Source organism: Pseudomonas sp. Irchel 3E20 (genome assembly GCF_900187645.1).
GTDB lineage: Bacteria > Pseudomonadota > Gammaproteobacteria > Pseudomonadales > Pseudomonadaceae > Aquipseudomonas.
Genome location: NZ_FYEE01000004.1, coordinates 166,597 through 180,730 on the forward strand (window position 1 = coordinate 166,597; position 14,134 = coordinate 180,730).

Genomic DNA, 14,134 nt, shown 5'->3' on the forward strand with positions numbered 1-14,134 from the left:
GTATCTCAAATCAATGGCTGTTGTTCAGGACAACCATCTCAGCGAACTGCAGCAAGCTGGTCATCTGCCCGCCGCCCCTACGAACAAGGTGGTGGCCCGTGATGCCCACGGCCGTTGGGCCATCACGATCACATCGGATGGAGTCCCCGATCATGTGCACCACTTCGCCGGATCCCAACGCACCACTCGGGATAGCTCTCAGTTGATCACGCGTCCAGTTGTACATCTGAGGCTCGGGCTTAAGGATGCCCAATTGATAGCTGTATGCGTAGACATCAAGGTTGGGGAACAGGCTACTTACGACTGCACCATAGGGCTGTGCGAGGTTGGAGCATACGGCGATGGCCACGCTATGTTTCTGCAGCAACTCGATGCCGGCCAAGGCATCCGCGAAGGGTTCCATGCTGGCCAAATCGGTATCGAGCACTTCCTGGATTTCAGCCAGACGGCCGTGGGACAGATGGATGCCTAGGTGCTCCGCCGCGCCCTCAAGGCCGCAATTCAGCGTCATTACGAGACGAGCATCATTTGGCGTGTGACGTCGTCCTTGGCGAAGCCCCTCCTTGAACAACAGGCGATAAGGTTGAACCGATGCCCTGCTGGAGAGGATTGTTCCGAACGCATCCAAAATCACTGCTTTGATCGTCATGATGTCCCCGACTTAGGATCAGGCTCCAAGCTTACTACGGGTGCCAGTGGTGCGGGTCAGCGAACCGAGGCTTGCGACAGCGAGCAGTGACTCATGGCGACTTGAAGTGACGTCAGTCCCCCTATCGCCGGCGAGCCACACCGCAACGTGCGTTATTGCAGGGAATAGATTTCCACTCCATCATCGGCGTGAAAGCGTTGAGTAATCTGCCTCGACGCACGACTGACCGTGAGTAGAGTCAATGAGCATTACGGATAGCGGCGCATTCATCCGAGAGGTCAAGAAGGCCCCTCAGATTTTCTACACCATTCACTACTCCTGCCAGAGCCTGTACGACGATAACGAAGGCCTCTCTCCCCGCATCACCTCCATTGCCATTACGCACTACGCGACCGGTCAGGCCGTTAGTTTTTCGACGCATTCTATCGCTGAAGAGCTTCGAATCGGGCGTGAGGACGTTCTCGGGAATTTCGACGCGGTAGAGCTCCAGTTGCTAACCGGTTTTTATCAGTTCGTCCGTGACAGGCGCGACAAGTACTGGGTGCACTGGAATATGCGAAACCTTACCTACGGATTCGAACACCTTGAGCATCGGTACAGAGCATTAGGCGAAAGGGATGCATCCGTCATCCCCGTGGAGCGCCGGCTGAATTTGAATGACCTACTGGCCGACCGCTATGGCTCTGATTATGCGCATCACCCCAAAATGAAATCCCTGATGGAGCTCAACGGTGGCATTCCCCGGCATTTCCTTGAGGGCAAAGAGGAGATCCAGGCCTTCGAAAACAAAGAGTTCATCAGGATGCATAACTCAACATTGTCAAAGGTAGGGTTTCTGAACTCCACCATTCGGAAAATGGTAACCGGAAAACTTAGAACCGCTTCAAGAGGTTTCGGCGTTGCGCTTGACCGTATTTTCGAAGGCAGATCAGCGAAAGCGATTGCCCTCGTCGGCGCGCTGATCGGGATTGGTGTGGGAGTTTGGCAGTGTATTCTCTGGTTCAAGGACGTTTAGCAAGCGTCCCAGGCTGCGACTTGTGCATAGTTGATGCACGGTTGTCATTTACAGAGTAGCCATTCTCGGGATCACCTAGGCTCCTGAAAACGCGCGCATCATGCATCGCTGAATGATCAGACAATTGCCGCCTACTGATGGTGGCTAGGAATATGTAAACCATGAGCACTGATGCAGAATTCGACGCCATTAAAAGCCTAGGCCGCGTGGCCTTACCTCGTAGCAATACCTACCTGTTTCGTTTGGGTATTGCCTTGTACGGTTTCGCCTCGATCGCCAGTTTCATGGCCGAGGTTACCTGCCACCTTGATCCCACTTTGAACCGGACGAAGCTTGAGGAGCAGATGGGCGCAGGCTTGCTTAACGCCTTTCGAAAGGCAGTGGAGAAAGGGGCTCTGTCCTACCCCGATGTCGTCGCACCTGGACAATTGGCGGCTGACTTGTTTCAGGCGATGAACGCCGAACGCTCAGACATTGTCCATGCCTACCCCATCACCAATCCTGAGGGTGAGCAGATCCTCCATCGCCGCAAGGACAGTCAAGGCAAATACTTCGAAGTGACCGATGTGCTCCTGGACAGTTTCAACTCACGCTTGCACGAGGTAAGTCTGCAGCTTTGCGCCATACGCAGAATCGTGAGGCCTGATCTGGGGGACTGAACAGGCAATTACTGCCCAGTCCCCGGTTGACCGGACTCAGAAGCCCTAGCTGCGTTCGAGGTCATCAGTCGCTGAGCAGAAACCATGGCACTCGATCGGGGAAGATCAGTGATGCGCAGATGGCACCTATCCGCGTTGCAGGGTTTTGCAGCGATGTATCCTGAAGCATCTGGGGCCTGCATGCTTCCTCCCAGCGCTGCACGACATCCGCCACCGTCCATACCTTCTGGCCGACCTGGAAGACGTGATTTATACCGTTACGAACGAATGGCTGGCTGAACTCCAGGTAGCTTTGCGGAAGGAAGATGTTGAGGTGTGCGTGATCGAGGCTTGCCAGGTTGTAATCCAGCTCTTCTTCAAGGGAATGACGACGGCTGATGAGCAGGACAAGCGCCAAGGTCTCCGAGGGTGAGCTACTCAAACGCTTCAACTCGGCGGGATCTTTGTCGGCGCGTGCTTTGAGATAGCCGAAAACGTTCTCTGCCGACAGCAACGGCTGGGCAAGTCGCCCCTCGTGCTCAACGAGCGCGTTAATCAGCGTACTGACGACCAATTCGCCAAGGCCATTCGCGTCATCCGTTTTAATGGCTGTGAGGAACGCGGCCCAGTACGGTGCTTCGTCTTCGCTCATGCCCGCACAGGCGCTAGCGTAGTGCTCCACCAGTAGAGCACTCATTTGCTCCAGAGCCTCTCTGAGATTAGCGTCTCTGACGCCAAGCTCCCGAGCCAAGTGCACCGCTGCGCCTGCCCAGCCTAAAATTCGAGAAATGCGTTGCGGGAGGTAGAACAGATCGGGAATGCCATGCCGGGACAGCGAACAAGGGTTTTCTCGAAGCCCATTGACGATGTCCCAAAGCCGGTACTCAATCTCTGTCACGATCTCGTGAGCGAGTCCCAGAATGCAGTCGCGAGAGGCATTGTCCTTCTGGGACGGCTGGAGGAGCAGCGCTGCGCACGTTGCGCTCAGTTCGACCCGAGAAAAGCTATTGGTGTGGCGCCATGCACCCTTCTCCAATGATTGCCAGATGCCGCCGATAAACGCGCCGGCTGCGTTCGGTATGTCGGCCAGGCGATCGACGCACGTGGAAAGGACAGGAAAAAGCTTTTCGGCGGTGAGTTCATGTTCCGGGGCAAACATCAGCTTGTACAGCTCGGCGGAATGAGCACTGATGGCTTGTCCGGCCAGGGACGCGGGTGAGATGCCTGTGATCCCCAACAAAGAGGACGCCGGATTGTCGGAAGCATGCGGATTGCCGAACAGTGGCATATGACCGTATAGGTTGACGCCCCACACGGATGGCATCTGCCCTCCCCGCGTCTGCTCCGACACGAACTGTGCAGCTGGTCGGCCTATATCCAGCAAATCGAGCATGCCCGCTCGCGACCCGGTATCGATCTCACCACTCAACACTTTGAGCAGTGCAAGGGTTCCACACCCGCCTTGACTGGTTTCGCTGGCGTACTGATCTGCCGCTGACGATACAAAAAACGACACGCCAAATGTCTTGGCTTTACCAATCACTTCAGGCTTGAGCAATATACCGAGGTTGGACACCATGCCACCGGCGTGGCACGCATCAATGATCACATTGCAGTGGGCAGCTTTGAGTTCGTTGAAGTATTCGAAGAGTCGACTGAGCGCAAAACCCGTGGTGGAGAGACGATCTGCACGGGTATCGCTGAGGCAGAGAAAATAGCTGTCGTTGGCCTCACCGCCATGCCCGGCGAAAAATAGCGTGAAGCTGTCGATTTCATCGTACTTGTCCTGAATCTCAAGCAGCATTGCATCCAACTGACTCCTGACAGGAGAGCGTAGCAAGTACGCGTCCTCTGACTGGATACGGCTCAATGGCCCTATCGAGAGTGCAGAGTGGATGGAGAGCGCGTCACGCTCGGCACCGGACAATTGGCTGAGCGATGGAGATTGGTAATTGTCACAACCGATGCACAGCAAAACCCCGGCGCCCATCACTGCCCCCTACTACGAAATTTAGATTTTCGCGCGGCTTCCGCTGCCAACGCCTGGGTGATTTTGATCTTCTTCACCTCCTCGACCCTGGCAAGCAATTCTGGCTCATGCAGCGAGGGATCTGTGTGAAGGCGTTTCGCGAGGCTGGGATGCATGCGAAACTCTGGAAGCGATACCTGACCATCTCGATCAACCGAGTATTCGACTGTTTCGATAGCCTTGAACATCTGTTCGCCAAGGTTGGACGCGGAACCATCGATGACATTGCCGTGTTCTTCGCAGGTATCGGAGAGCATCTTGTAGAACGCCTTGGCGTAGCTGTCGGCCATGCTGCTGGATATTTCATCAACCGTACGTTCAATGACGTCTAGCCGGCCCCCCATGATGTCCTCAAAGCGCAATCTTGTTTCGTGCTCGATCGTCTGCATCTGGTCGACGCGATCAGGATCGTAACTGTGGTGCGACTGCCACGAGCCACCGTGACTGAATCGCTGGACGTTATCTCCTCCACTGACCTGTCTTTGTGCCCAGTTGAGTTTTTCTCCGGTGGCTTGCATTAACGTCTTCATGACGATTTCTGCTTGCGCATCAAATGGGAAAGGATGGGCTTTATCCCTCATGTCTGACTCCTGACTGACCATGCGCGAATTATTAGACGCCATGATTCAGAGAGATGATCTTTCCAGCTCCCTCTTCGTGGCATGGCAATAGTATGACCTCAATTCTCCATTCAATGCGCTGAACAACCTCCATGGAATGAAGGGGTGGCAATGGATGGAAATTGAAGGCTGAAAGCAACTCAAGCTCTCCTGCGCGCCCGAGTCGCCTTGCCCCCAACCTTCTGGTTTTGAGGCCCGCTACACGCGGAACCTTTTTTTGCCGTATCGATTGCCTGTATACCGAGCTTTCTTCGCGGGCTTTTTCTTGGGAGGCTTGTAATCGCACTCCGGGAAGTTGGTGCATCGAACGAACGGGCCGTTCTTGCTCTCCTGCACGACCAAGTCGCCGACGCAGCAACGGGGGCATGGATGGAGCCTGACCGGAGCTCCGTGTACGTCCTCAACCTGAAGCGCACTGTCGCTCGCCAGTTCCTTTATGAAAATCGAGACCTTGCTCGCAACGGTGTACATCACCACTGTACGTCTAGCCCGGGTCAACGCAACGTAAAAGAGGCGGCGCTCTTCTGCGAACGGATAAGAATCCCCATTGGGCATGACGAGACCAAGGACTGGGTCGTCAGTCATGGTGCTGGGGAAGCTGCGGCCACGCTTCATGCTCACCATCGATGGCAAGATCACGTAGTCAGCCTCGGTACCCTTGGAGCGATGTACGCTTAAGAATGACACTTCAATAAATTGACCGAAGCGCGCCTTCCAGTTGCCGGGGACGAATTTGATCTCTTTGTTGTACCTTCCGAGAATGCAAACCTTGATCAACCGGTCATCTGCTTTAGGGATCGTGCCATCTTTCAGCCCTGCTACCAGGCTTTCCAGGAAGCTGTTGATGCCGTGATCAATACTATCTGCATCCGGCACCATTACCGCCTTAAGCGCAGGCCCCACAGCGGGAGTCTTCGAGTACACCGTCTTAGTCAGCTGCACCGGGTTTCTACTCACGAAGCGGCTGGATACGTCACATAAAGCCTGGGGGCACCTGAAGGTCTGCTCCAGCTTCAACAACTGACCAGATCCGAAGTACTCCCTGAACTCAGTCATCACCGACACGTCAGCGCCGGCGAATCTGTTGATGGATTGCCAGTCGTCGCCGACAGCAAAGAAGTGGCGACCCGGGACGCTCACCAGCGCCCGACAAAGGCGCGCTCTCGCTTTTGATGCGTCTTGAAACTCATCGGCCATGACCAACCGGAAGTTCGGTACGCATCTGCCCTGCTCCACATGCTCGGCGGCCTGCACCAGCATGTCCTCGAAATCGAGACCTTTATCATCCTTGAGGGCCTTGTTCCACGCTTCCATAACCGGCCAGAATATGTCGAGGAACATCTTGTAGCGATGTTTGAACAACCCCATAGGAAGCTCATCCACCCGCTTGAGCAACTCATCTTCCGTCAGGCAGTTACTTTTGACATGGGCGATGAAGGTGCGGATGAGACCAATCAGCTTGGTAGTGGATAGCGGCGGCTGGCGGTCTGGGGGAACGGGACGATCGGGGTTCGGGTCGAGCTCAATCCCCCGGCTGGTGAGTTCATGCGTGAGATGTTCAACCCACGTGTTCTGTCGGATTTGGTGCGATGTTGTTTCGATCAGATGGGTACCACGCTCACGGTGCAGCGCGCGTTTCCATTGCGCGTCTTGCAGATACCCCTCGAAGTGCTCCGGTGGCTGCCCCTGCTCGTCCAAAGCAAAATGCTCGTGATACAAGCCGATATTTGGGTAGTAAAAGTCGGGATGGTACTGGCTATGAGTCGCAGTAGCTGTGTCATGCTCGTAGGGGCGCTCATAGACGTACCCGACACCGTTATAGTGGAGCCAGTTCGCAATCATGCACTCCTCCAGGCTCTTCACCGGATCACCTTGGATCGGGTTGAGCCGGCCAGCTTTTGTCCCGGCCTTTGGAGGTGCTTTCATGGATTTAAAGTCGGGAAGATCCCGACCGAAGACCAGGCGGAACAGATCCCAGCGACTGCGGAATGCCACCGAGTTGTCCTTGAGATGATCGACCAATTCCTCCAGCTTCTTAAATGCCAACGGCTCTTTTACAACCCACTCAGGAACTCGTGGTTTCTTTTTGGTGGCATAGCCAATTATGGCGAGGCCGAGCCGGTGGAACGTCTTGGCGCGTACCGTGACGCCCTCCATCTTCAGCCGCTTGAACGACTGCTCGGCGCGCTCCGCCAGCTCTTTGGCTGCATCCTTGTTGAAGGCCAGCATGACGATTTCTTTTGGCTGAAAAAAACCTCGATCAATCGCGTACGCTGCCTTGGCAACCATGGTCGAGGTCTTGCCGGAGCCCGCTGAGGCCGCAACCAGAACGCGATTATCAAAGCAGATCACCGCCCGCGCCTGCTCATCGTTCAGAGGCCGCTTTTCGACCTTTGACAGGAGCGGCTCACAAGCAACGAGTTCTCGTTTGGTGTGTTCTTTGTTGAACTCGCGCCACTTAATGCTCCAGTCCGCTCGCCAGAAAGTAAGCACGCGCTCGATATCTTCAAGGCGAATGCTCAGAGCAACCCTCAAGTCATGGTCTTGAAGTAGCTCATTCAAATCTGTCTCAGCGATTCCCAGTCTTGGCCTGGTTGCCTGCAAACCCATCTGCTGCTCATGAGTTACCCATCGCCGCTGGGTCATCGCATCATTGAAGATACGAGCAGCTTCCCCAAGCCAGTCTCGAATCTGCATGTACGCGGTTCGAAAGCGTTCATGCCGCGCCAGGGTGCGTTTCTCGGCCTCACGCAGCGTCTCCTCGCGCAATCGGTCGTGGGCCTTGATGACATCTTTAATGACCGCGTTGAGCCCCGAAACTGAAGCTTTCGGTAACCCACCTACGCTGCCGCCCGGGTAACTCACTCGGCCCGAGAACAGACCTCTTGTCGCCTGCATGCTGGATACTTCGTCGGATCGAATCACCACGCGCTCGCCATGAACATTCAGCTCAAAAAAGCCGTCTGCAAGACGCAGTGACCATGGTACTGACAACGACAGTATCCGGCCGAAAAACGAGGGGCCCCAAACGTATTCCTTACTCAAACCTTCCTCCGTTACGACGATTGATCGCGAGCGAACAATTGCTCGCGACCCTGTGAGGTCGTCATTCATACCTTAAAAAAGATTCGGCCCCAACGGCCCAAAATTAAACACCGACCCTAATGAGCCACCCTGATTGATCACAAAGTGGGTTGAAGGCAGAGCAGCCTGGCATCGTGAGTTTCGGTCAGATCACAGCCGTGGTGATCAGTCACAGCGCCCTGCGGGTCGGTTAACAGCCCTATCAACCTCAAGCTGTTGATCCGCAGGCGTACGCATGGCTATAACCGATAATCAACGAGCTCTGCCGCCAACCGACGTATCTCGTCCGCCGCATGCGAATCGGGGGAGATATCCAGGACGGAGTCGAAGTACGAAAAACCTTCCATGGATGGTTGGTCATAGTTGTATTTATCGATCACGACTTCATGAGCGTTGGTCAAGTGAGTCATCAGCCGAGTCAAAGGCAGGGACTTGATGTTCTTGAGAATATGTTCTCGGAATTTATTGGAGCTGAGTCGCCTTGCTTCCAGCCCTTCTGCCAGTGCAGGAGAAATCTCTAAGCCTCCACAAAATTCCTCCAATTCTTGGCTTCTGCCCCCTACATCATTGCACGTGACTAACCCATAGCATCTCGGTGTACGGCGTCCGCCCTTGCTTGTAAGCAATCGCACATTCAATCGCTGGGCGCTATCCACTGATTGATGGCAGGCGCTGTCGATGATGATCACAACCAGGTCTGAATGGGCGCGAATGAGGTCGACCTTGAGATTGAGGTCAAGCAGGACATAGTCATAGTCAGCCTTGATGTCCTTGAACATTCTGGAGGATGCGATCCTTTCGACCATTGAATCCAGCGTTCCACCCATTTCGAACTCCAGTCCGCTGCGATCCATGGGGGATCCATGATCCACGATGTGTCGCAGTCGCTTGGTGAAACTGCTTTTTTCGGCCACGCTAAAAAATACATCTGTATAGCCAAAGAAGTCGACACCGGCAGCCAGTGAATGGGCCTTGGGGTGCTTCCCATTTGAAACGTCATCCTCATAACAACAGTCGTGCGTAATGATTGCGACGTTGCTTCCTCGCTCCACCAAACATGCTGCTACATCAACGGTAATCGGCGACTTACCGACCCCTCCCTTGAGAGATGTAATGCTCAGCACGCGGGCTGATCGCGCAACCTTAAGCAGCTTGGCGATGTTCGGGGGCATCGAAATGCCCGATCGGTCAAAAAAATTTCGTACGACGCTTTTGCGCGGTGAGCGCTGACCCTGCTCGTAATATCTCCAGGTTCGTTCGCTCACGCCTGCGCATTCTGCGGCCCTGAATCTGGACATCGAATGTTCGATCCGGGAATTCATGAGCGCAGTGGCCAGTGGGGACATAGCAATTCTCCTTGTCTGTCGAAACAGCCTAAGGGTTTGCGAGACGAGAAAAAAGATGGCACAGAGTTCCGCAGGATTCGCGCGCAAAGGGCACTAAATTAGTTGAGCGCGGAGTACCAAGCGTGATCGTTGGACTGATCTCGTAAGAGGATGGAGGAAGGGATGGGGATGAACCTGACCACCCTGATGTGGGCCAGCGTCGCAAGTGGACAATCACTCAGGCTCAAACCACCGAGCATCAGGTGATCATGCCGGCGTCAGGGACTAGATCGACTTAACCTCCACCACCTCGACGTAGCGAAATTTCTTCCGGGCAGCCTTCACCGCCTCCTGCTCCGCCAGCAACTTGCTCAGGGTGTCGGCTTGATGGATCAACTCAAACATCTTGCCTTCGTATTCGTTGCCGACCATCAGGGTCACTTGCAACCTGGGTGTGAAGGCCTTTGCCACCTTCTTTTTCTGCAAATACGCCTTCGGTTTCTCGAACTCGAGTTCAGCAGTCGCCTCCGGCACCGGTGGAGGCGTCACCAGCGGTGCGGGCTCAGCATCACCAAAAAGCGCCCTGCGCATTTCCTCTTCACTTAGATCTGAAGTCATCGTAATTCTCGGTGGGGGTCATCTTTAGATGACCAGATTCTACTAGGATTGCTGCACACGGCTATCGGCGATGCTCACGGGGGTAACGTCTGCAGCTCAACCAGGCTGCTCGTCAGAGCCCGGCTAGCTGCGCAGCATGCGCAGATTTCTGGATTGAGAGACCGATCGCGATGCGCCTTGTGTAGTCACGCTTCCGGATCGTGTGGGCAGCATTGGACGTTTACTACAAACTGACCAGTCGTCTACAAGCCCTTCACAAGCCATTGCATTCAAGCGTGGCTCTCGGAGCGGCCCATTTTGGGTAGATGATTGAGCGCCAGTCGATCGGCCTCTCCTGGTCGAATTCCTCGCCCATATGGCGCAGTTGCTTAAGGTGCGGAAAGTCCTTCGCGGCTGCACTCAATGCTGCCAACGCACCAGGCGAGTCGCCAGCCAGTCGGTATCGCTCGGCCAGCGCGAGCCCCATGCACGCTTCCACGTTCTGCGACACCTTGATACCGGTCTTCGTGTGGCGTTTTTTGTAATATTGGTCGAGCTGCTTCTTATGCTCGGAAGGTGCCCAGCCAGTATCACTTCCCATCAGAGCCTGGGCGATCAACGAGTCAACGCCTGGCCGGTTCAAAAGGTCGACTTCAGTTTGCGAAAACACCCTGTACGTCTGCACTGTTCCCAAGAAGAAATCGGACAGGTAGGCAAACCCCAAGAACGACACCCTCATGGCTTCGGGCATCTGGGATTGAATGCTGAACCCCTTTTCGATGACACGCGTTGGGTGATGGAGCTTGCGATTGGGGAAGTCGACCAAGCATTGATCAAGTAGAAGCACAAGCCCTTCTAGATGGTGTCTGGGCGTCCGGGTGCTGAACGCGTCGGGATTGTAGATCCAGAGCGACGGGTCGAGCTTCATTCTCAGCAGGTGTGGATTATCCCACTCGTAATGGTACGGCTCATGATCGACCTTCTCCGCCTTGCGGACGTATTCAATGATCACCGCGCGCGTGAGACGAAATAGCCCCTGAAAGGTAAAGGTGAGCTTGTCATCGTCTTCACAGGTTTCCCGGTGACTGGCGAAATGAAGAAATTCTTTGGTCAAAGGCTTGAGCGTGTGGACGTAGCCGGAGCGCACGCCATAGAGGTTTTGCAGCGCGGCTTCCAAATCGCGACGCCCAATCGGGTGTTTTTGTGCGTCGGCTTGTACGGTGAAGTAATCGGCCGGCAGGTGAGCCAGGATGAACTGCCCAAACCGATAACTCAGGCGTGGATGAATGACGTCCAGTACAGCGTCCTTCACCGCTCGCGCAGGGTCGTGATCGACACCCTCCAAAGCCTTGTCCACCCCTCGCCTCTTTTCTTCGGGAATGTCCGACCACTGGGGGTCGTGTCCATCAAATTTCTGAACCAGGGATTCGATGCACATGACCAGCAATGTGTACGCAAGGTTGAGGTCGTCGCTCATTCTGTGAACGGCAGCAACGTAAGTTCTGATCGACTGAATGACCGCCATGTAGGTCACGCGCTGCAGTCCGATCAACTGTTCGGTGAACTCGTTGAAAGCTGCAATCTCGGCAAGATCGGCCCGGACTGAGGCATCGTAAAAGCGCGCAAGGCGTTCACTGGGATGTGGCTGTCCTGGCCGGCGCCGTTGATTCAACAGGCGCTCGGTAATATGGACGTCAGGCGAGCAAATGACCCGGAGGCTGAAAGAAGCCACGTCTGCAAAGTCATCGATGTAGGCGCCCATGGTTCGCGAGACGAGAACGCCCGGCTCGGGTTCAGCTGCCTCCATGTACTCCGTCATTTCATACGCAAGCGCCGTCGGGGTATTCGAGGTATCCATGCTGATCAGCGTTCCCACCTTGGTCGTGAACTGGTCGACCACTGCGAGATCAAGGTTGGTGTAGACGACTCCCTTGAGGAGCGTCGTCCTTGGATTTTCACGGTTCGTAAACAGCTTTCCGGTCGCGGCTTGCAGCATGGGCACTCCTTGCTCGATGGTTCTCTGGTTTCAGGCCGCGCCTCACGACAACTTCGACGCTTACTCACCACCATTGTGCAGGCCTTCAGGCACCTCAGGCCAGCAGGCGCAGGCGTCAGAGTAACCGGGCTGCATAATTGCGTGGACTTGATCAGCCATTTGCAGTCGAGGTGATCGGCGCCTGCGTTGGACTTGACCCGTACGTTGGATGGCTTCGATCGTCAAAAATCGACCAAAAGCAGACGCCCTGCGTGGGGGTGGGCAAACCGTGGATCCGGGCCTGCCGGAGCGCCGATGTGGCGAGTGGTGTGCCCCGAAGTTTTGGGCAGAGCGCCAGGATAATGTCTACCTTCCCCAAGGCACGGGTAACCGCCACACGTGCCCCCACTCCCACCCTATGGCCCCGGTGTACAATCACGATTACAACTTCCCGAAGCTGAGCATAAGCACTCAATGAGCAAAAGCACCGCGATCGACAGCCTGGATCACGAATTTTCAGAGACCTGCAGGAGCGCCTGCGCCGATTATCTTAAGTACTTGGACACACTCCTCCTCCCCGTTTTTGAAGAGCTCAGAAGCCACTCTGATAACCGCTGCCTGAAGCTGCATCAGGTTATTGGGGCCAATCTCTGCGCCGCACACGCTATCGACTACATCATCGCTATCCGGCGCGCGCTCGGTTTAAAGGAGGGCCGGGGAGCTCTGATCCAGGTGTTTGACGCTGAATATGCAGTTGCTGGTGCTCGGATCCAGGGCGGAAAGATGACGCTAGTGGATGCAGTAAACAACGCCATGAAACATATACGCATTGAGCCGAAACGCTATGAGGAATTAATTCAGCAGTACGGCCAGGTCAGCTTCGAATGCTTAGTCGAGGACGACGGCAGGATCCTTTGCCTCCTGGACGGATTTCGATTTGACTACGTCCGAGTCGTGCTTCTTCCGGTCTTGGAAGCCCTATGCACTTGGCACTTCGAAGACGAGGAGGCAGTCGCGGAGTTCGCCCGAGGCGGTATGAAAGACATGGATTTCGGAGCGCACAGCGGGATCGATGACGACGACCCGATTGATGCCCTGATCAACGCTTGCAACCCCACGTGCATAATCTGCGATGAGGGTGAAGACGATTGCCAGTGTGCGGAGTACGTGTTCGCTGGTGAAACAGGGGAATTTGAAGCCCGGTTTGCGACCAGTGCAGAGCTTGACACCCTCCTCTACGCAGTGTCCGGCGCTTACCGGCGCGACAGGTTAGTCTGAGCAAGTACCTCAGAGGAATTCAAGAGGGCGCGAATTCCTCCGCATTTTTGGTTGCAAGCTAGTACGAGATCGCTTCCGCAGCGTACTGATAGGAGCGGCAGCGTGCGACAGGGTCATAAATCCTGTAATCGATCATCACCTCATCGGCGCCCGTCTGCTTGATGAAGTTGGTGAGCAACTCCCCGATCGCTTCCTTGTCACCGATGGCTGAGTATTCCAGCGTTCGCGCAAGGTCGCACCGGCGGACGTCGTTCAGACCCGCCAAGTACCCGTCGATCGGTTTGCTGAGCGGCCCAGGTCGACCCATGTGCAACTGCGCAAACCAGTGCCTGTGCGACGCACTCGTCATCACTGCACGACAACACCATGAGATGCTAAATCACTGATCAAGGTCTTACGGCGCAGCATTTTCGGGAGTTTGAAAATATTCCTGTAGCTGTAAAAAAGGAACACAGGAATAAGCAGCAAACCAATACCGTACGTGGCTGTGCCAACAATCACCCCTGCGGGTACTGCAGCCAACCCGTACACAATGCCCTTCAGGAAGGTCGATTTGGCAACGAGTCGCATATGATCAAGGTCGTACTCAACCTTCCCATTGCCCTTTTCAAATGCCACAAGCACGATTGATTTTTTTCCTAAATGCTTGAAGAACCAAGTTCGGGGGGTATCAGTAGTCATCGCACCATGTCTCTTGAGGTAGTTCAGCATCACAACCTCTTTGAAGTGGTGAGTATTTCCTTCCTCATCTTCGCATCGCACCATTGTAAAAAGCGCGTCAATATCTCCGCTCGCTTTCAGATTGAAATTCTTGACAACAACTGTAATTTTTTTGAGTTCCGACATGCCTTTCCTTAAATATTTGTGGAACGTTATCTGCTGGGAGTTGGCTATATAAAAGTTTCGAAACAGGTAAGTGCGCCC

12 protein-coding genes are annotated in these 14,134 nt (G+C 54.8%); 3 read left to right on the forward strand and 9 right to left on the reverse strand.

Going from position 1 to position 14,134, the window contains the following annotated elements; genetic code table 11:
• Window positions 1-10: 10 nt before the first annotated feature.
• Entirely contained in the window at window positions 11-649 is a 639-nt protein-coding gene (locus CKW13_RS09480; RefSeq protein ID WP_095108328.1) for an HAD family hydrolase, read from the reverse strand.
• A 241-nt stretch (window positions 650-890) separates the two neighbouring features.
• Here CKW13_RS09480 and CKW13_RS09485 point away from each other — a divergent pair, with 241 nt between their 5' ends.
• Both CKW13_RS09485 and CKW13_RS09490 read left to right on the forward strand, forming a co-directional pair.
• Window positions 891-1,664, forward strand: coding sequence for a hypothetical protein (locus CKW13_RS09485; RefSeq protein WP_095108329.1), 774 nt, complete (start codon window positions 891-893; stop codon window positions 1,662-1,664).
• Between the two features lie 161 nt (window positions 1,665-1,825).
• Window positions 1,826-2,323, forward strand: coding sequence for a hypothetical protein (locus tag CKW13_RS09490; RefSeq protein WP_095108330.1), 498 nt, complete (start codon window positions 1,826-1,828; stop codon window positions 2,321-2,323).
• Window positions 2,324-2,387: 64 nt separating this feature from the next.
• On the opposite strand, the gene CKW13_RS09495 is transcribed toward CKW13_RS09490, so the two are convergent.
• From CKW13_RS09495 to CKW13_RS09520, 6 genes are all read right to left on the reverse strand, one after another.
• The gene (locus tag CKW13_RS09495; protein ID WP_095108331.1) at window positions 2,388-4,292 is read right to left on the reverse strand and encodes a caspase family protein; all 1,905 of its coding nucleotides are present in this window, start codon (window positions 4,290-4,292) and stop codon (window positions 2,388-2,390) included.
• A complete protein-coding gene (locus CKW13_RS09500; protein ID WP_095108332.1) occupies window positions 4,292-4,912 on the reverse strand; it encodes a hypothetical protein in 621 nt (206 codons plus the stop codon). Before CKW13_RS09500 ends, CKW13_RS09495 begins: the two co-directional genes overlap by 1 nt.
• A gap of 237 nt (window positions 4,913-5,149) precedes the next feature.
• Window positions 5,150-7,996, reverse strand: a complete 2,847-nt coding sequence (locus CKW13_RS09505; protein ID WP_256576551.1) for a UvrD-helicase domain-containing protein — start codon at window positions 7,994-7,996, stop codon at window positions 5,150-5,152.
• A gap of 278 nt (window positions 7,997-8,274) precedes the next feature.
• Window positions 8,275-9,381: an AAA family ATPase gene (locus tag CKW13_RS09510; RefSeq protein ID WP_095108334.1), complete on the reverse strand. Its 1,107-nt coding sequence runs from the start codon at window positions 9,379-9,381 to the stop codon at window positions 8,275-8,277.
• 264 nt (window positions 9,382-9,645) lie between these two features.
• Entirely contained in the window at window positions 9,646-9,978 is a 333-nt protein-coding gene (locus CKW13_RS09515) for a hypothetical protein (protein ID WP_095108335.1), read from the reverse strand.
• A 253-nt stretch (window positions 9,979-10,231) separates the two neighbouring features.
• Window positions 10,232-11,953: a hypothetical protein gene (locus CKW13_RS09520; RefSeq protein ID WP_095108336.1), complete on the reverse strand. Its 1,722-nt coding sequence runs from the start codon at window positions 11,951-11,953 to the stop codon at window positions 10,232-10,234.
• Between the two features lie 453 nt (window positions 11,954-12,406).
• Here CKW13_RS09520 and CKW13_RS09525 point away from each other — a divergent pair, with 453 nt between their 5' ends.
• Window positions 12,407-13,210, forward strand: coding sequence for a hypothetical protein (locus CKW13_RS09525; protein WP_095108337.1), 804 nt, complete (start codon window positions 12,407-12,409; stop codon window positions 13,208-13,210).
• Between the two features lie 58 nt (window positions 13,211-13,268).
• Here the strand turns inward: CKW13_RS09525 and CKW13_RS09530 are convergent, their stop codons facing one another.
• Both CKW13_RS09530 and CKW13_RS09535 read right to left on the reverse strand, forming a co-directional pair.
• Complete coding sequence (locus tag CKW13_RS09530) at window positions 13,269-13,475, reverse strand: hypothetical protein (RefSeq protein WP_141233960.1); 207 nt, start codon at window positions 13,473-13,475, stop codon at window positions 13,269-13,271.
• Window positions 13,476-13,558: 83 nt separating this feature from the next.
• Window positions 13,559-14,056 carry a hypothetical protein gene (locus CKW13_RS09535; protein WP_095108339.1) on the reverse strand — a complete coding sequence of 166 codons (498 nt, stop codon included), beginning with the start codon at window positions 14,054-14,056 and terminating at the stop codon, window positions 13,559-13,561.
• Window positions 14,057-14,134 lie beyond the last annotated feature (78 nt).

Coding starts and splice junctions, on each gene's coding strand:
- CKW13_RS09485 (WP_095108329.1), top strand. CDS start 891: ATGAGCATTACGGATAGCGGCGCATTCATCCGAGAGGTCAAGAAGGCC.
- CKW13_RS09490 (WP_095108330.1), top strand. CDS start 1,826: ATGAGCACTGATGCAGAATTCGACGCCATTAAAAGCCTAGGCCGCGTG.
- CKW13_RS09525 (WP_095108337.1), top strand. CDS start 12,407: ATGAGCAAAAGCACCGCGATCGACAGCCTGGATCACGAATTTTCAGAG.
- CKW13_RS09515 (WP_095108335.1), bottom strand. CDS start 9,978: ATGACTTCAGATCTAAGTGAAGAGGAAATGCGCAGGGCGCTTTTTGGT.
- CKW13_RS09480 (WP_095108328.1), bottom strand. CDS start 649: ATGACGATCAAAGCAGTGATTTTGGATGCGTTCGGAACAATCCTCTCC.
- CKW13_RS09500 (WP_095108332.1), bottom strand. CDS start 4,912: ATGAGGGATAAAGCCCATCCTTTCCCATTTGATGCGCAAGCAGAAATC.
- CKW13_RS09520 (WP_095108336.1), bottom strand. CDS start 11,953: ATGCTGCAAGCCGCGACCGGAAAGCTGTTTACGAACCGTGAAAATCCA.
- CKW13_RS09535 (WP_095108339.1), bottom strand. CDS start 14,056: ATGTCGGAACTCAAAAAAATTACAGTTGTTGTCAAGAATTTCAATCTG.
- CKW13_RS09510 (WP_095108334.1), bottom strand. CDS start 9,381: ATGTCCCCACTGGCCACTGCGCTCATGAATTCCCGGATCGAACATTCG.
- CKW13_RS09495 (WP_095108331.1), bottom strand. CDS start 4,292: ATGGGCGCCGGGGTTTTGCTGTGCATCGGTTGTGACAATTACCAATCT.